The organism is Novosphingobium marinum (assembly GCF_013408095.1).
GTDB lineage: Bacteria > Pseudomonadota > Alphaproteobacteria > Sphingomonadales > Sphingomonadaceae > Novosphingobium > Novosphingobium marinum.
On sequence record NZ_JACBZF010000002.1, the window covers coordinates 165,564 to 181,572 of the forward strand.

At 66.9% G+C, this 16,009-nt stretch carries 16 protein-coding genes; 4 read left to right on the top strand and 12 right to left on the bottom strand.

What is annotated here, in order from left to right; genetic code table 11:
• The 6 genes from FHS75_RS05445 to gyrB all read right to left on the bottom strand — a co-directional run bounded on the left by FHS75_RS05445 (position 1) and on the right by gyrB (position 7,293).
• A complete protein-coding gene (locus tag FHS75_RS05445; protein ID WP_483406974.1) occupies positions 1–1,743 on the bottom strand; it encodes a bifunctional metallophosphatase/5'-nucleotidase in 1,743 nt (580 codons plus the stop codon).
• 39 nt (positions 1,744–1,782) lie between these two features.
• On the bottom strand, positions 1,783–2,448 hold the full coding sequence (locus FHS75_RS05450) for a hypothetical protein (RefSeq protein WP_179406729.1): 666 nt from the start codon (positions 2,446–2,448) through the stop codon (positions 1,783–1,785).
• A 42-nt stretch (positions 2,449–2,490) separates the two neighbouring features.
• The gene (locus FHS75_RS05455) at positions 2,491–2,955 is read right to left on the bottom strand and encodes a nuclear transport factor 2 family protein (RefSeq protein WP_179406730.1); all 465 of its coding nucleotides are present in this window, start codon (positions 2,953–2,955) and stop codon (positions 2,491–2,493) included.
• Positions 2,952–4,295: an aromatic ring-hydroxylating oxygenase subunit alpha gene (locus FHS75_RS05460; RefSeq protein ID WP_179406731.1), complete on the bottom strand. Its 1,344-nt coding sequence runs from the start codon at positions 4,293–4,295 to the stop codon at positions 2,952–2,954. The genes FHS75_RS05455 and FHS75_RS05460 overlap by 4 nt, the downstream gene beginning before the upstream one ends.
• 75 nt (positions 4,296–4,370) lie before the next feature.
• Positions 4,371–4,763, bottom strand: coding sequence for a metallopeptidase family protein (locus tag FHS75_RS05465; protein WP_179406732.1), 393 nt, complete (start codon positions 4,761–4,763; stop codon positions 4,371–4,373).
• Positions 4,764–4,773: 10 nt separating this feature from the next.
• Complete coding sequence (gene gyrB, locus FHS75_RS05470; RefSeq protein WP_179407385.1) at positions 4,774–7,293, bottom strand: DNA topoisomerase (ATP-hydrolyzing) subunit B; 2,520 nt, start codon at positions 7,291–7,293, stop codon at positions 4,774–4,776.
• 129 nt (positions 7,294–7,422) lie between these two features.
• On the opposite strand from gyrB, the gene FHS75_RS05475 reads away from it, so the two are divergent.
• Positions 7,423–8,139, top strand: a complete 717-nt coding sequence (locus tag FHS75_RS05475; protein ID WP_179406733.1) for a ZIP family metal transporter — start codon at positions 7,423–7,425, stop codon at positions 8,137–8,139.
• Between the two features lie 64 nt (positions 8,140–8,203).
• Here FHS75_RS05475 and FHS75_RS05480 read toward each other — a convergent pair whose 3' ends face one another.
• On the bottom strand, positions 8,204–8,515 hold the full coding sequence (locus tag FHS75_RS05480; protein WP_179406734.1) for a UrcA family protein: 312 nt from the start codon (positions 8,513–8,515) through the stop codon (positions 8,204–8,206).
• A 259-nt stretch (positions 8,516–8,774) separates the two neighbouring features.
• Here FHS75_RS05480 and guaA point away from each other — a divergent pair, with 259 nt between their 5' ends.
• Complete coding sequence (gene guaA, locus FHS75_RS05485; protein WP_179406735.1) at positions 8,775–10,337, top strand: glutamine-hydrolyzing GMP synthase; 1,563 nt, start codon at positions 8,775–8,777, stop codon at positions 10,335–10,337.
• Positions 10,338–10,371: 34 nt separating this feature from the next.
• Entirely contained in the window at positions 10,372–11,814 is a 1,443-nt protein-coding gene (locus FHS75_RS05490) for an MATE family efflux transporter (protein ID WP_342356003.1), read from the top strand.
• Here the strand turns inward: FHS75_RS05490 and FHS75_RS05495 are convergent.
• From FHS75_RS05495 to FHS75_RS05515, 5 genes are all read right to left on the bottom strand, one after another.
• Complete coding sequence (locus tag FHS75_RS05495) at positions 11,767–12,174, bottom strand: DoxX family protein (protein WP_179406736.1); 408 nt, start codon at positions 12,172–12,174, stop codon at positions 11,767–11,769. The two genes, FHS75_RS05490 and FHS75_RS05495, sit on opposite strands and share 48 nt — an antisense overlap.
• Positions 12,168–12,722, bottom strand: coding sequence for a DUF924 family protein (locus FHS75_RS05500; protein ID WP_179406737.1), 555 nt, complete (start codon positions 12,720–12,722; stop codon positions 12,168–12,170). Before FHS75_RS05500 ends, FHS75_RS05495 begins: the two co-directional genes overlap by 7 nt.
• Before the next feature lie 4 nt (positions 12,723–12,726).
• The gene (locus FHS75_RS05505; protein WP_179406738.1) at positions 12,727–13,128 is read right to left on the bottom strand and encodes a hypothetical protein; all 402 of its coding nucleotides are present in this window, start codon (positions 13,126–13,128) and stop codon (positions 12,727–12,729) included.
• A 64-nt stretch (positions 13,129–13,192) separates the two neighbouring features.
• Positions 13,193–14,620: a metalloprotease TldD gene (gene tldD, locus FHS75_RS05510; protein WP_179406739.1), complete on the bottom strand. Its 1,428-nt coding sequence runs from the start codon at positions 14,618–14,620 to the stop codon at positions 13,193–13,195.
• A gap of 51 nt (positions 14,621–14,671) precedes the next feature.
• Positions 14,672–14,920, bottom strand: coding sequence for a zinc-finger domain-containing protein (locus FHS75_RS05515; RefSeq protein ID WP_179406740.1), 249 nt, complete (start codon positions 14,918–14,920; stop codon positions 14,672–14,674).
• A 97-nt stretch (positions 14,921–15,017) separates the two neighbouring features.
• On the opposite strand from FHS75_RS05515, the gene FHS75_RS05520 reads away from it, so the two are divergent.
• The gene (locus FHS75_RS05520; protein WP_179406741.1) at positions 15,018–15,962 is read left to right on the top strand and encodes an ABC transporter ATP-binding protein; all 945 of its coding nucleotides are present in this window, start codon (positions 15,018–15,020) and stop codon (positions 15,960–15,962) included.
• The last annotated feature ends 47 nt before the right edge of the window (positions 15,963–16,009 follow it).

Here is a 16,009-nt window from a genome sequence, read left to right on the forward strand (position 1 = left end):
TCAGTTCGCGGTAATTCGCGGGGCCGAGGGCACCGGGCGCGGCGCCTCCCCGTCGAGCCAGGCTTCCAGCGCCTCGAGATCGAGACCGCCGGTCACCGCGTCGGTTCCGTCGGTGAAGACCGCATAGCCGTCTCCGCCCTGCGCGAGGAACGAGTTCATCGTCACGCGATAGGTCGCCTGCGGATCGACGGGCTTGCCGTCGAGGGTCATCGACACCAGCCGCTCTCCTGCCGGGCGCGACAGGTCGTAGCGGTAGGCAAAGCCCTGCGAGGGTACGAGGAACTTGGGATCGGCCATCGCCAGTCCCTGTTCGAGGAGTGTCTCGAGCTGCGCGCCGGAGAAGGTCCTGGTGACGAGCGTGTTGCCGAATGGCTGCACCGCGTAGATCTGCCCGAAGGTGAGGCGCCCGTCCGCCGTCGGCTCGAGGTCGGCGCGGATGCCGCCGGTGTTCATGAAGGCGACTTGCGCGCCCGCGTCCCGCGTCGCCGCAAGCTGCGCATCGGCAATAAGCAGGCCTAGCCGGCCGCCGGTGTTCGGACCCTCCCCCCACATCCGCAAGGCTCCCCCGCCGATCCGCCCTACCGGTCGTTTCGCGTATTCGGCGGCGGCATCGACGTAGCGGGCGACGTAGGCGGCGATGTCGGCGCGCGGCTCGAAGCGCGCGAACGCATCGGTGGCGGGCGTTTCGCCGCGGCTGGTCGCATAGCCGGGCGACTGGACGATGACGTTCTCGGCCCGCGCCGCGACGACCTGGTCGGCGGCCGGATCGATGGTGAGCGCGATGTCGGTCACCAGCCGGCCGTACGAACCCGCGCTTGTCAGCAGGAGCGGGCGCGCGGGATCGATGGTGCCGTAATCGCAGACGTAGGCCTGGTGCGTGTGACCCGAGACGACGACGTCGACGCCGGGATCGAGTCGCCCGAGAATTTCGAGGAGCGCGCCCGAGAGGCCTTCGCAATCGTTGGGATCGGGGTTCTCACCCTGCTCTGCGCCCTGGTGAATGAGGACGACGATCGCATCGGCGCCTTCGCTTTCGAGAACGGGCACCGCGCGGTTGATCGCCTCGGCCTCGTCGCCGAAGGTCAGGCCCGCGATTCCTTCGGGCGAAACGAGCAGCGGCGTGCTTTCCAGCGTCAGGCCGATGAAGCCGAGCTTGATCTGCCCTGCTGGCGTCTCGAAAGTCTTCGTGCCGGTTGCCGGGAACAGCGAGCTGCCATCCCCGGTGTAGGTGCTGGCCGACAGGAAGGCGAAATCCGCGCCGGCGAACTCCTCGACCGCGCAGGGGCGGCGCTGCGTGTGCGCTTCGCAGCCGCCGGCCTGCATGCGCAGCAGTTCCTCGCGGCCCCGGTCGAATTCGTGGTTGCCCACCGCGTTGAATTCCAGCCCGATGCGGTTCATCGCCCCGACCGTCGGCTCGTCGAGGAACAGCGAGGAGGCAAGCGGCGAGGCACTGATGAGGTCCCCTGCCGAAACCACGGTGCTGTACCTGTGCCGCGCCGCGACCATATCGATGGCCGAGGCAAGCCATGCGGCCCCGCCCGCCGGGACGTACGTCGTGCCGCCGCTTCCGTCCGGGACGGGGACCGCCATCTTCGGAGGCTCGAGATTGCCGTGGAAATCGTTGATTGCGACGATGCCCACCGTGACCGTTTGCGGGGCGGGCGCGCTGGCCTGCGGCGTGGCGCAGGCGGCGATGGCAAGCGGCAGGAGCGCGGCGAGAATGCGTGTCATGCGCCGGTCCATACCGCTCGTTCGTGACTCATGCGAGACGTTGCGGCGTGGCTATCTGTCCTGCTTGCGATAGACGCCCGAGAAGCTGACGTTCGCGCCGCCGCAGTTGCCGTTGTCGCCTGCCACGAGATAGTCGCCGATCAGCGTGAAATCGATCTCGCACAGGTTGTCGTCCTCGTAGCGCCCGACAAGGCCGTTGCGCGAAACCGCGCCCGCGATCTCGCCGACATGGATCGAGATCCAGTCGGTTGTGTCGGGATGTCCGGGCCAGAACGCTTCGCCTGCGACATGCAGCACGCTGCCCTCCACCCGGAAGCGGACTTCCGGATTGTCGCCCACCGACCATGTGCCGATCCAGCGGGCGAGCGCCGGGTTCGATTCGTGTTCGATGAGGGCGAGGCGCGCGGTTTCTATCCAGCCGGCGGTTCCGCCGTTGGCTCCGGGATAGAACGCGCACGTGAAGCCGCCGCTGGTCCGACCTGTCAGCACGACGTCGTCCTCGATCACGTAGGAGCGCGAGCGGCAGTCCCCGGCCTGCGGGCAGCCGTCGATGTCATCATGGAAGAACGCGCGTTCGTCGGTGATCCTGGCGAGCGCGAACGGCGGCTCCTTGGGGAACAGGCCGTTGCGGCAGAAATCGTCGGCTGCCGCGCTCGCGGGCGCGATGCCAGGCGCGGCCAGCAGTGCCAGGAGAGGGACGATCCGCTTTGCGAACATGCCCCGTTTCCTAGCGTCCGGCGCGCGGCTTTCAACCGTCCGTCAATACGCCAGCGGCTTTTCGGGCTTCTCGCGCGGCGTCGCCAGCGCGTTCCCGAACAGCGCGCGCTCGGCCAGCGCGGTGTCGAAGAAGGCATGCATCTCGATCATCCGGCCGTCCTCGGCGAAGCGGAAGACTTCGCAATAGACCTGGTCGTAGACGTCGCCGGCCTTCGTCGGGCCGCCGCCTTCCATGATGATGCACACCCGCTCGTCGTCGGCGCACATGATCCTCCAGCGCGATGCGAAATGCATCCGTTCGGGAACGAGTGCGCCGTGCACCTGCTCGGCGATCATGCGGTCGGTTACTTCGGCCTTGCCTTCCTTGCGTCCCGAGGCGGGGGTGGTGCCCGCCATGTGGATGACGATGTCGTCGTGGTACATCGCCTCGACCGTTTCCCAGTCCCCCGCCTGCATGGCATCGAGGTACTTCGTGGTCAGTTCGATGTTGCGCGCGCGGTTCATCATGCTTTCTCCCGGCTGGAAGCGTCGCGATGGGCCTCGGGTTCGAGCGGGTTGTCGGCGATGAGCCCGGCAAGACTCTCGCCCGCGATGAGCCGGTCGAGGTTGCGGTGGAAATGCGCGATGCGGCGCTCGTCGGAGGACAGGATCGGCCGGTCGAAGCCTGCCGATTTCTGGCCGGACTGCACTTCCTCGACGAGGTCGACGTCCTCGCCGAGAATCTGCTCGGCGACCGGATGCGTGCGAACGCCCCATTCGAGCACCTCGCCGACCGGCTGCGCCTTCCCCTGCACGATGCGATGCCGGTAGGCCGGAACCTCCTCGCCGGGCTGGAGCGGGGCGCACATGATGAAGTCGTAGTAGACGCGTTCCGGGTCTCCCGAGGGATGCGGGCGATAGCGCATCGCGACATAGAATTCGGGGAACAGGTTGAAGTGGACCGACGGAAAGACGAGAAAGTGCCAAGCGTCGGTCAACTGGCTGTCGCTCAGGCTCTCGTAGGGAAAGACGGTGTCGCCTGCGTCGCGCTTGGCATCGCGCACCGCGCCGCGCACGTCGGTCGCCTTGCCGGGGAAGGTGGCGGGGTCGATCCCGCTCGCTTCGAGGAGCGCGGCGAGCGCCGGGTTCACCGTCTCGCGGTCGGGGTAAAGGCGGCTGGGTGCACCGTACTCGTTGACCATGTGGCTGTGGATGCCGTCGAGCGTGATCGGCGCATCCTCGTTGCCCCATGACAGGACGTCGCGGTGGAGTTCCTGAAAGTGGTAGCTTTCGTGGAAGGCGTCGAGCACGGTCTTCCAGTTCGTGCGGAACTCGAAGGTCTTGTAGTCGACGATCCGCGCCCGCTCCATGCGATAGGGCGCAAGGTGGCCGGTCATCCGTCCGAGGTATTCGGCAAGCGGCGGGGCCTCTTCAGACAGGGTGAACCACAGCCAGCCAGCGAAGCTTTCCACGCGAAAGCGCCTGAGCGCGGTGTTTGCCGGCGCGAGATCCTCCTCCGCGAAGCGCTCGCGGTAGGGGACGCTGGCAAGGCTTCCTTCGAGGTCGTAGCACCAGCCGTGGAAGGCGCAGCGGAACTGCGCGAGCGTGGTCGGCCCGTCGCCGCCAAGCACCAGCCGGTTGCCGCGATGGCGGCAGACGTTGAACAGCCCGTCGACCTCGCCGTCGGCCCGGCGCACGAAAAGCAGGCTTTCATGGCCGAAGGTATGGACGAAAAGGTCGCCCTCCTCGGGCAGTTCCTCTTCGCGCGGCCCCATGTGCCAGCACTTCGTCCAGACCGAATCCCATTCCTCGCGGGCGCGGTCGGCGCAGTAGTACCACTCGGGCCTGATGGTGAAGCTTTCGTGCATCGCTCGTCCCGTGCTTGTCCTTTCCCGGACAGTACCGGGAACGCCAGCCGATTACAGCCCTGACATGTCGCAGGATCAGGCGCCGTTTTCGATCGCGTGCATGTCGTCGTCGGACAGGCCGAAGTGGTGGCCGACCTCGTGCACCACGACGTGCGTCACCAGCGCCTCAAGATCGACGCCGGTCTCGGACCACTCGGCCAGCAGCGGCTGGCGGTAGAGGGTGATGACCGGCGGCATGTCGCCGCTCGACCACACCGACTGTTCGTCGAGTGGACGGCCGTGGTAGAGGCCCGACAGGTGCCAGGCATCGTCGATGCCCACGGCCTCGAGCGTCTCTTCGTCGGCGAATTCCTCGATCCTGATGACGATGTCGGCAAGATGGTCCGAAAACGGCGGCGGGATGCGCGTGAAGGCCGCGCGGGCAAGCCGCTCGAAAACCTCGGGACCCGGAGCGCTGCCGATGCGCATCGCGCCTGCCTCAGACGTCGAGGTTGGCGACGTTGAGCGCGTTCTCCTGGATGAAGTCTCGGCGCGGTTCGACGACGTCGCCCATCAGGCGCGTGAAGATTTCGTCGGTGACGTCCGCGTCCTCGACCTTTACCTGCAAAAGCGCGCGGTTCTCGGGATCGAGCGTCGTTTCCCAGAGCTGTTCGGCATTCATTTCGCCGAGGCCCTTGTAGCGCTGCACCGAAAGGCCCTTGCGCCCGGCGGCAAGCACCTTCTCGACGAGCTGGCTCGGCCGGGTGATGGCATCTTCGCCTGGCGTCGGCCGCGTCGCTTCTTCCTCCTCCCCGTCGGCATCTTCGCTGTCCGGCGCGGGCTGGTCGGCCTCGTTGCCCGCCTTGATGAGGCGCGAGGGCGCGGCGTAGATGTCGGCATGCTCCTGCGCGCGGGCGTGAAGCTTGCGCGCCTCGGCACTCGTCAGGAACGACGGTTCGATGAGGAACACGTCGGTCACGCCGCGCCACGTCCGGTCGAACCGCGCGCCGCCGTCCGGTGTGACCTGGGCAGACCAATCGCCTTCGGGATCGCCCATCGCGAGGTGCCCTGCGGCCTTCTGCAGGGAGGCCGAGCGATCGCCGCCCGCCAGCCTGGGATCGAGCGCGCCGGTCAGCGCCATCGTCTCGACCACCGCGGGGTCGTAACGACCGGGCACGAAAGCCATGAGGTTCTTGAAACGCAGGGCATGTTCGACGAGCGCTTCGAGCTCGCCCCCGCCGCGCGCGCCGCCGGGTGCTTCGAGCACGCGGTTCTGCAGGCCACCCTCGACGAGGTAGCGGTCGAGCGCGGCCTGGTCCTTGAGGTAGACTTCCGAGCGGCCCTTGCTCACCTTGAACAGCGGCGGCTGGGCGATGAACAGGTGCCCGGCCTTGATGATCTCGGGCATCTGGCGATGGAAGAAGGTGAGCAGCAGCGTGCGGATGTGCGCGCCGTCGACGTCGGCGTCGGTCATGATCACGATCTTGTGGTAGCGCAGCTTCTCGAGGTTGAACTCGTCGCGCAGGCCGGTGCCCATCGCCTGGATCAGCGTGCCGACTTCCTTCGACGAGATGATCCGGTCGAAGCGGGCGCGCTCCACGTTGAGAATCTTGCCCTTGAGCGGCAGGATCGCCTGGTAATGCCGGTCGCGGCCCTGCTTGGCCGAACCTCCGGCGGAATCGCCCTCGACCAGGAAGATCTCGGACTTGGCGGGATCGCGTTCCTGGCAGTCGGCCAGCTTGCCGGGGAGCGAGGCGATGTCCATCGCACCCTTGCGCCGGGTCAGCTCGCGCGCCTTGCGCGCCGCTTCGCGTGCGGCGGCGGCATCGACGATCTTCTGGATGATCGTCCTGGCGTGCGCGGGGTTCTCCTCGAGCCACTCGGTCATCTTGTCGGCCATCAGGCTTTCGAGCGGCTGGCGAACCTCGGAGGAGACGAGCTTGTCCTTGGTCTGCGATCCGAACTTGGGATCGGGCAGCTTGACCGAGACGATCGCCGTCAGCCCTTCGCGCATGTCCTCGCCCGAGAGCGAGACCTTTTCCTTCTTGATGAGCCCTGAACGCTCCGCATAGCCGTTGAGCGTGCGCGTCAGCGCCGCGCGGAACGCGGCAAGGTGGGTGCCGCCGTCACGCTGGGGGATGTTGTTGGTGAAGCACAGGACGTTCTCGTAGTAGGAATCGTTCCATTCGAGCGCGACCTCTATGCCGATGCCGTCGCGGTCCGCCGAGATCGCGATGGGTTCGGGGATCAGCGCCTGCTTGTTGCGGTCGAGCCAGCCCACGAAGGCACCGATGCCGCCCTCGTAGAACAGGTCGTGCTCCTCGGTTTCCTCGTGCCGCAGGTCGCGCAGGACGATGCGCACGCCCGAATTGAGGAAGGCCAGCTCCCGGTAGCGGTGCTCCAGCTTCTCGAAATCGTATTCGGTGACGTTCTTGAACGTGTCGGTGCTCGCCTGGAAGGTCACGCGGGTGCCCGTGCGCGGCTCGCCGTCGACGACGGGCGCATCGCCCACGACCTTCAGCGGCTCGACGGCGACGCCGTGCTCGAAGCGCATCCAGTGCTCCTTGCCTTCGCGCCAGATCGTGAGCTCCAGCCATTCGGACAGGGCGTTGACGACCGAGACGCCGACGCCGTGGAGGCCGCCCGAAACCTTGTAGGCGTTGTCGTCGGACGTATTCTCGAACTTGCCGCCCGCATGAAGCTGGGTCATGATGACCTCGGCGGCGGAGACGCCTTCTTCCCTGTGGATATCGGTGGGAATGCCGCGGCCGTTGTCGTCGACCGAGACCGAATTGTCGGGGTGCAGTTCGATCAGCACGCGGTCGCAGTGACCGGCCAGCGCCTCGTCGATGGCGTTGTCCGAAACCTCGAACACCATGTGGTGCAGGCCCGATCCGTCGTCGGTATCGCCGATGTACATGCCGGGCCGCTTGCGGACCGCGTCGAGACCCTTGAGGACCTTGATGGATTCGGCGCCGTACCCGTTGCCGTTCTTCTTGTTTTCCGGTGTGCTTGCCATGTCGAGCATATAGGCATTTCGTGGTCCGGACCCAAGCGAAACCGCCCGGCGCTCGGGGATTTTCCACAATGAGGCGCACCGCCGGCGAAACGGTGCGCGCGGACTTTGGAAGGAACATGCCCGGTGTTGATGATGCTGATCGTGGTGGTCGTCGTTTCGAGTGCGCTGCTGATCGGGGCGGCGTGGGGCATCTGGGGCAATATGTCGGAGCGGCTGGAGGGCTTCCTGATCGCCGTCGCGGGCGGGGCGCTCGTCCTCTCGCTCGTTTCCGAGCTGGTCGAACCAGCGATCGCGCAATCGAGCCTCCACGTCGCCACCGGCGGCGTCGCGGCGGGCGCGGTGGTCTTCGCGCTGGTGGATTACCTCATCGACGAGAAGTGGGGTCCGGATTCGGGCGGCGGACTGCTGGCCGCGATTACGCTCGACGGCATCCCCGAGAACCTTGCACTCGGCGTCGCGCTTATCGGGACGGGGCCTGCTGGCGTTGCGGCGCTGGCGGGGTCTATCTTCCTCTCGAACCTGCCCGAGGCGGCGGGCGGCGCGAAGGAAATGGCTTCGTCGGACAGCGGATCGCGGGACGCGCGCTCTAAGTGGCGGATCATGGCGATCTGGGGCGCGACGGCGGCGATCCTGTCGCTCGCGGCCATCGCCGGAAACCTGCTGCTGGCAGGGGTCGGAGAGGGCTGGCTCGCCTTCATCCGGTGCTTCGCGGCAGGCGCGGTCGTCGCGAGCCTTTCGACCGAGGTCTTTCCCACCGCCTTCCGGAAGGACCATCACCTCGCCGGCATCGCGACCGCGCTGGGGCTGGTACTGGCTTTCATCCTCGGGCAGATCGGAGGCGGCTAGGGGCGTTCGGCAACAGGACCGCCCCTGCCCGGAAGCGGGAGCGGCCCCGGTCGAAGGTGCCGGATCAGCTGCTGCTCATGTCGGCCATGGCGAGCGCCAGGCCGTGATTCCGGTCGATCTGCCTTTCGGCCTGCGCAAGGGCCTCGCGTTCGCAAGCGCGTTCGTCCCTGACCGTGTAGTGGCTGAGCGAGCTTTCGTTGGCACACGCCTGCCTGATGGCGCGCTTGGCCCGGGCGCGCAGGGTCTCGACATCGGCCTTGCGCGTCAGGTCGAGGTCGGAATGGTCGATCCGCAACGTTACCTCCCCGGCCATCGCCGGCGAACCGGCAAGGGCGAGGCAGGCAGCGGCGAAACCGGGATAGAGAAGCTTTTTCATCGCATTGTCCTTTCCAAAGGTTTGCCGCCTTTCACTGGACATCCGTTTATTGGCTTCGTTGCACGACCGATTGTTGCGTCGCAGCATAATTGTGCAAGTGCGAAATAGTGCGGATCGCTTGCCAATTTTGCAAAAGGTGATTCAAGATTCGGAAATCGCTCCATTATCCGGGCCCGATGTCGGCGCACTCTCCCAAACCGCCCTTGACACCTCCGCCAACGCTGGATTTTGGCCCGCGAGGCGCGTAACGGGGCGCGCCATGGACCCTTCTCACCTTCCCGATTCAATCCTGATCGTCGATTTCGGCAGCCAGGTGACCCAGCTCATCGCCCGCCGCGTCCGCGAGGCGGGCGTCTATTCCGAGATCGCGCCGTTCACGCAGGCCGAGGAGGCCTTCGCGCGCCTCGATCCGAAGGGCGTCATCCTTTCCGGCTCGCCCGCGTCGGTGCTTGACGAGGACGGCCCCGCGATCCCTGGCGCGATCCTCGATGCGGGGCTGCCGATGCTGGGCATCTGCTATGGCCAGCAGGCGCTGATGCACCAGATGGGCGGCTCTGTGCTCGAAGGCGATTCGGGCGAGTTCGGCCGCGCCTTCATCGAGATCGCCGACGAATGCGCGCTGTTCGACGGGCTGTGGCGCGTGGGCGAGACGCACCAGGTGTGGATGAGCCACGGCGACAAGGTGACCTCGCTCGCTCCCGGCTTCCGTCCCGTCGCGTCGAGCCCCGGCGCCCCCTTCGCGGTGATCGCCAACGACGAGAAGCGCATCTACGCGATGCAGTTCCACCCCGAGGTCGTCCACACGCCCGACGGCGGCAAGCTGCTCAAGAACTTCGTGCGCCACGTCTGCGGGCTGGCGGGCGACTGGACGATGGCCGAATTCCGCAAGACCAAGATCGAGGAAATCCGCGAGCAGGTCGGCGATCGCAAGGTCATCTGCGGGCTGTCGGGCGGCGTCGATTCGGCGGTCGCGGCGGTGCTGATTCACGAGGCGATCGGCGACCAGCTTACCTGCGTCTTCGTCGACCACGGGCTGATGCGCATGGGCGAGGCCGAGCAGGTCGTCTCGCTGTTTCGCGGCCACTACAACATCCCGCTCGTCCACGTCGATGCGAGCACGCTGTTCCTGAAGGGCCTCGAGGGCGAAACCGATCCCGAGCGGAAGCGAAAGTTCATAGGCAAGACCTTCATCGACGTGTTCGAGGACGAGGCGAAGAAGATCGGCGGCGCCGATTTCCTGGCGCAGGGCACGCTCTATCCCGACGTGATCGAAAGCGTCTCGTTCACCGGCGGTCCGAGCGTGACGATCAAGAGCCACCACAACGTCGGCGGCCTGCCCGAGCGGATGGACATGAAGCTTGTCGAGCCGCTGCGCGAACTGTTCAAGGACGAGGTACGCGAGCTGGGCCGAGAGCTTGGCCTGCCCGAGGCGTTCGTCGGACGCCACCCTTTCCCCGGCCCCGGCCTTGCCATCCGCATCCCCGGCGAAGTCAGCCGCGAGCGGGCGGACATCCTGCGCAAGGCCGACGCGATCTACCTCGAGGAAATCCGCAACGCCGGGCTCTACGACGCGATCTGGCAGGCATTTGCGGTCCTTCTCCCGGTCAAGACGGTGGGCGTGATGGGCGACGGGCGCACCTACGACAGCGTCTGCGCGCTACGCGCGGTGACCAGCACCGACGGCATGACTGCGGACGTCTATCCCTTCGACGGCCAGTTCCTCGGCCGCGTCGCGACCCGCATCATCAACGAGGTGCGCGGCATCAACCGCGTGGTCTACGACTATACCTCGAAGCCCCCGGGCACGATCGAGTGGGAGTGAGGCGCGCGCCCCTAGCGGTGCGGAACGCATCGCAGTGCGCGCCGTTACCTTGGCCATGGCGGACAGCGACAACGACGACGGTCCCTCGCAGGCGAGGCTGACGCAGGGTTCGATCGTCCGGCACCTCGTCACCCAGACGACGCCGATGATGGTGGGCGTCGCCGCGATCATGTCGGTGGGCATCATCGACGCCTACTTCGTCGGCCAGCTCGGTGCCGCCGAGCTCGCGGCGGTCAGCTTCATCTTCCCCGTCACGGTCGCGCTCCAGAGCCTCGGCGTCGGCGTCATGGCGGGTATCAGTTCCGTGGTCAGCCGCGCGCTCGGCGGAGGCGACATCGAACGGGCGCGGCGGCTCGGCAACCTCGGCATCGCGCTTTCGGCCACGTTCGGCCTGGTGCTCGCCGCGTTGCTCTACCTCCTGCGCATGCCGCTGTTCCGGCTGATGCAGGCCGACGAGAGCCTGCTGCCGCTGATCGATGCCTACATGGTCCCGTTCGCGGTGGGCTTTCCGCTGCTCCTGCTGCTGATGGGCGTCAACGGCTGCCTGCGCGCGCAGGGCGCAGCGAAACGCGCCTCGCTGATCCTCGTGAGCTTCGCCGTCGCCAACTGGATCCTCGATCCGATCCTGATCACCGGCGCCTTCGGGTTCGAGGGGTTCGGCGTCGCGGGCGCGGCCTATGCAACGATCGGCGGCTGGCTGGTCGGCGGCGGGATAGGTTTCGCCCTGCTCGAGACCAGTGAAATCAGGCTCGCCCCGCGCCGGCTGTTAGAATGCGACTGGCGCGAGGGGACACTTGCGATCGTCAGGGTCGCCGGGCCGGCATCGTTTTCCAATTCGATCAATCCCATCGGGCTTGCGGTGCTGACGGCGTTCCTTGCGAAGTTCGGACAGGAGGCGGTCGCGGGATTCGGCGCGGGCGGAAGGCTGCAGAGTTTCGCGGTGGTTCCGCTGCTCGGCCTTTCCAGCTCGATCGGCGGGATCGTCGGCCAGAACTGGGGAGCGCACGAATTCGACCGGGTCAGGCGCGCGCTGCGCTGGGCGGGTGGCTTCTGCATCCTCTACGGGCTTGCGGTGGCCGCGATCCTTGTCGCGTTCCGCGAGCCGCTCGGCGCGCTCTTCAGCGACGATCCGCAAGTGACAGGCGCGCTTGCGCGGTACCTTGAAGTCGCTGCGTGGGGATACGCCGGGTACGGCCTGCTGATCGTCTCGAACGGTGCGCTCAACGCCATCGGCAGGGCGGAGCTGGCGCTTGTCCAGTCGCTCGGCCGGGTCCTGCTCGTGATGGTGCCGGTGGCCTTCCTTGTGCGCGGACCATGGGGTGCGGACGGCGTCTACGTGGGCGAGCTTGCCTCGAACATCGTCGGCGGCGTGGTGGCTGCGGGCGTCGCCGGATACATCGCTGGCGTCGGCTTCTTCTCGCGCAGCGATTCAGGCGGAGCGAAATCGCGAAAGGGCGCCGCTCACCCACAGGGCTAGCCAGATCAAAACCGGCTGGAAGGCAAGGCGCGGCAGGTGATAGCCAAAGCCGAGACCGCCGTCCGCTTGCGCCATGTCCATCCGCATGTGCTCGAAGTTCGCGGGCCAGACGGCCAGCGCATAGGCGGCAAGGCCCCAGCCCGCCGCGATGCGCAGGGCATGCGACCACGGCTGCAGGAGCGCCGCCGCTCCCGCCAGCTCCGCCAAGCCGGTCAGCGCGACGACGAGGTAGGGGGCGGGCACCCAGCCCGGCACGATCGAGACGAAAGGGTCGGGCGCGGCGAGGTGCAGCACGCCTGCCGCGCCGTACGCCAGCCCGAGGAGCCAGCGAAGCACCGTGCGAAGGCGCGATGCTACCACGCGTTGCCTGCCGCGATTGCCCGCGCCTCTGCTTCGGTCGTTCTGCGCCCGAGCAACTCGTTGCGATGGGGGAAGCGCCCGAAACGCGCGATCATTGCGTGGTGCGACCGGGCGAAGCGGAAGTTGAAGCTGTCGCCAAGGGATGCGAACAGGCGCAGCGACAGTCGCTGGTCGGCGATGTCCTCGCTGTGCATCAGCGGCATGTAGACGAACTGCTTCCCTGCATGCGAAAGGCCGTTATCCCATCGCTTGCGCAACGCGGCCTTGCAAATCTCGCGGGCGAGCGGATCGGTCGCGAAAGCGCGCGCATCGTCGCGGAACAGGTTGCGGGGTACCTGGTCGAACAGGAGGATCGCGGCGCGGGCCGTCTCGCGGTCCGAAAGGAATTCGGTCGCGGGACGCACCCGCAACGCGGCGAGGTGGCCTTCGAAGCGGCGGCGCAGTTCTCGGTCGACCACTTCGTCGCTTGCGAACCACTGGCGCGGTTCCAGTTCGTGAAACCAGTAGTGGAGAAGATCGGCCGCCCAAGGCCTTCGGGCGGCCGTCATCCGGTCAGTCGGCGACCGCTACGCGCTTGTACGGCACGAACTTGCTGAGGCCGACGAAGCCGGTCCAGAAGTTGCCGGTGCGGTCGTAGAGCTGGACGGTCTCGACCGAGCAGAGCTGCGACAGCGAGCTGCGCGTGACGAGGATGTCGTCGTCGTCCAGCCGGTCGGCGTTTACCGGGCGGTTCACGTAGATCGTGTGGCCGCGCCCGTAGACGATGGCGGTCTTGTCGATCACCTTGACGTCGCGGGTCTGGTGGCGGCTGAGGCAGCTTACAGGCTCGCCGGCAACGCGGCCTTCGAGCATCTCGGCAAGTTCCTTCTCGCCCGCGGCCTTGCTCTTGGCCATCGCGCCCGGAGCCGCAATCGCCGTGGCGACGGCGGCCAGCATGACTGCAGTCTTTTTCATTTCGGCTCTCCGTGCATGTTCTTGCGCCGAGTCGTAGCACGCAGGCGATGAACGGTCGCTGACCTCAGGCGGTTCCCCCGACGGTGATTCCGTCGATCAGCAACGTCGGCTGACCGACGCCCGCCGGGACGCTTTGCCCACCCTTGCCGCAGACCCCGACGCCTTCGTCGAGCGTCATGTCGTCGCCGATACCGGACACTTTCGTCAGCACGCTCGGCCCGTCGCCGATGAGGGTCGCGCCCTTGATCGGTGCGCCGACCTTGCCGTTCTCGACCATGTAGGCCTCGGTGCACGAGAACACGAACTTGCCCGAAACGATGTCCACCTGTCCGCCGCCGAAGCTCTTGGCGAAGATGCCGCGCTTCACGCGCGAAAGCAGCTCGGCCGGATCGTCGCCGCCCGATCGCATGAAGGTGTTGGTCATGCGCGGCATCGGGGCGTGCGCGTAATCCTCGCGCCGTCCGTTGCCGGTGGGCTCGACGCCCATCAGGCGCGCGTTCAGGCGATCCTGCATGTATCCCTTGAGGATGCCGTCCTCGATCAGCACGGTTTCCTGCGTCGGCGTGCCCTCGTCGTCGATCGAGAGCGAGCCGCGCCGCTCGGCGATCGATCCGTCGTCGACCACGGTGACGCCGGGCGCTGCGACGCGTTCGCCGATGCGGCCCGAAAAGGCGCTGGTGCCCTTGCGGTTGAAATCGCCTTCGAGCCCGTGTCCCACCGCCTCGTGAAGAAGGACGCCGGGCCAGCCGGGGCCGAGCAGGACGGTCATCTCGCCCGCAGGGGCATCGACGCTTTCGAGGTTGACGAGCGCCTGTGCGAGCGCCTCGTCGATGGCGCGGTTCCAGCTTTCGGGCTCGAACAGGCGGTCGTAGAGCCAGCGCCCGCCCATGCCGAAGCTGCCGGTTTCGCGTCGCCCGTTCGATTCGGCGACGATGCCGACATTGAGCCGGACGAGCGGGCGGATGTCGGTTGCCAGGAAGCCGTCGGCGCGCACTATCTCGACCACCGACCACGATCCCGAAAGGCTGCAGCTGACTTGCGCGACGCGCGGGTCGCGGGCGCGGGCAGCGGCGTCGATCTCCTCGAGCAGTTTCACCTTGCGCTCGAACGGGATCGCGTCGAGCGGCGAGGCGTCGGTGTAGAGGTGCCGGTTGTTGAGGCGCGGTGCGGCGGCACGGGCGCCCCTGGCGGGATCGAGCAGCTTCAGCGTTTCTCCGGCCCGCCGGATCGCGGCGGCGGACACGTCGTTGGCATGCGCAAAGCCGGTCATCTCGCCCGAAACGCCGCGCAGGCCGAAGCCCGAATCGCGCGAATAGTCGGCGGTCTTCAGTCGCCCGTCGTCGAAGCCGAAACTCTCGGTCGCGATGAACTGAAGGAACAGTTCGCCGTCGTCACAGTCCCTCAGCGTCTCGCGGGCGAGCGCCTGCGCGTCTTCGGGCGAGAGCTGGTCGGGACGATAGATGAGCGAACGGGGATCGGGTGCTGTAGCCATGCGCCCCGATATAGGACGAAGCGGCGGGCCGTGCCACCGCTCCCGCGTGCCTCAGATGCTCGCGCCCTCCGAAATGTCGGGAAGCTGCGAATGATCGGCGCCATCGGCGGGTCCGCCCTTCAGCACGAAGCGGCGGTCGCAATAGCCGCAGTCGACATAGCCGTGCTCGTCGATTTCAAGCCACACGCGCGGGTGGCCCAGCGCCGAAGGCTTGTAGTCGCCGGCGGCGCGGATGTCGGTGGCACCGTCGCACTTCACGCGGGTGGTGTCGGTATAGACGATTTCGGGCGGCTCGATCATGGCTGCGGCGATTACCAGCGCCCCGCGCGATTTTCCAGCACCAATCGGCGTCCCGCAGGGTTTACGAAGCGTTCGCGGTACCCCAATAGCGCCTGACATGACCGACGCGCCCGCCATCTCGATCCGCGACCTCGTCAAACGCTATGCCGCCGAGGGAAAGGGGCCGGGCAAGCTCGCGCTCGACGGCGTCAGCTTCGATGTGCCGCAGGGCGGCATCTTCGGCCTTCTCGGCCCGAACGGCGCGGGTAAGTCGACGCTGATCAACATCCTTGCCGGGCTGGTCAGGAAGACCTCGGGCTCTGCCGAAATCTGGGGCTTCGATATCGATCGCGACATGCGCAATGCCAAGCGGTCGATCGGGATCGTGCCGCAGGAGATTGTCTTCGACCCGTTCTTCACGCCGTTCGAGGTGCTGGAGAACCAGGCCGGGCTCTACGGCGTGCCCAGGGCGATGCGCCGATCCATGGAACTGCTGCGGGACGTGCATCTGGCAGACAAGCGCGACGCCTATGCGCGCACGCTTTCCGGCGGGATGAAGCGCCGGCTGCTGATCGCCAAGGCGCTTGTCCACCAGCCGCCGGTGCTCATCCTCGACGAGCCGACCGCGGGCGTCGACGTTGAATTGCGGCGGCAGCTCTGGGAACTCGTCACCGAGATGAACGAGCAGGGCGTGACCATCGTCCTGACCACGCACTACCTCGAGGAAGCCGAGGAGCTGTGCGACCGCATCGCAATCATCGACCAGGGCAAGGTCATCGCCAACAAGACCACCCGCGAACTGGTGGAAATGGCGCGCGAGAAAATCGTGCGGCTGACGCTCGACCGCCCGATGGTCCATCCGCCAGAACATCCCGCCTTCCTAAAGTGCGAGCAGCTGGGCGATCACATGGTCGAGATCACCTATGACAAGGACCGCATGACGGCAGGCCAGATCCTCGCGCTCGTGCAGGACCAGGGCTTCGCGATCGTCGACGTGACCACGCGCGAGGCGGACCTGGAGGATGTCTTCGTTTCGCTTACCAGCAAGGCGCAGGCGGCCTGACGGCATTTCATCCGGCAGCAGCTCGCGCGCGGGTTCGCTTGCCACGC

Excerpts from the sequence above, each read along its gene's own strand:
- FHS75_RS05480 (WP_179406734.1), bottom strand. The coding sequence starts at position 8,515 with ATGAAAAAGCTTCTCTATCCCGGTTTCGCCGCTGCCTGCCTCGCCCTT.
- FHS75_RS05445 (WP_483406974.1), bottom strand. The coding sequence starts at position 1,743 with ATGGACCGGCGCATGACACGCATTCTCGCCGCGCTCCTGCCGCTTGCC.
- FHS75_RS05515 (WP_179406740.1), bottom strand. The coding sequence starts at position 14,920 with ATGATCGAGCCGCCCGAAATCGTCTATACCGACACCACCCGCGTGAAG.
- gyrB (WP_179407385.1), bottom strand. The coding sequence starts at position 7,293 with ATGGCAAGCACACCGGAAAACAAGAAGAACGGCAACGGGTACGGCGCC.
- guaA (WP_179406735.1), top strand. The coding sequence starts at position 8,775 with ATGGACCCTTCTCACCTTCCCGATTCAATCCTGATCGTCGATTTCGGC.
- FHS75_RS05460 (WP_179406731.1), bottom strand. The coding sequence starts at position 4,295 with ATGCACGAAAGCTTCACCATCAGGCCCGAGTGGTACTACTGCGCCGAC.
- tldD (WP_179406739.1), bottom strand. The coding sequence starts at position 14,620 with ATGGCTACAGCACCCGATCCCCGTTCGCTCATCTATCGTCCCGACCAG.
- FHS75_RS05500 (WP_179406737.1), bottom strand. The coding sequence starts at position 12,722 with ATGACGGCCGCCCGAAGGCCTTGGGCGGCCGATCTTCTCCACTACTGG.
- FHS75_RS05450 (WP_179406729.1), bottom strand. The coding sequence starts at position 2,448 with ATGTTCGCAAAGCGGATCGTCCCTCTCCTGGCACTGCTGGCCGCGCCT.
- FHS75_RS05505 (WP_179406738.1), bottom strand. The coding sequence starts at position 13,128 with ATGAAAAAGACTGCAGTCATGCTGGCCGCCGTCGCCACGGCGATTGCG.
- FHS75_RS05475 (WP_179406733.1), top strand. The coding sequence starts at position 7,423 with ATGATGCTGATCGTGGTGGTCGTCGTTTCGAGTGCGCTGCTGATCGGG.
- FHS75_RS05465 (WP_179406732.1), bottom strand. The coding sequence starts at position 4,763 with ATGCGCATCGGCAGCGCTCCGGGTCCCGAGGTTTTCGAGCGGCTTGCC.
- FHS75_RS05520 (WP_179406741.1), top strand. The coding sequence starts at position 15,018 with ATGACCGACGCGCCCGCCATCTCGATCCGCGACCTCGTCAAACGCTAT.
- FHS75_RS05455 (WP_179406730.1), bottom strand. The coding sequence starts at position 2,955 with ATGATGAACCGCGCGCGCAACATCGAACTGACCACGAAGTACCTCGAT.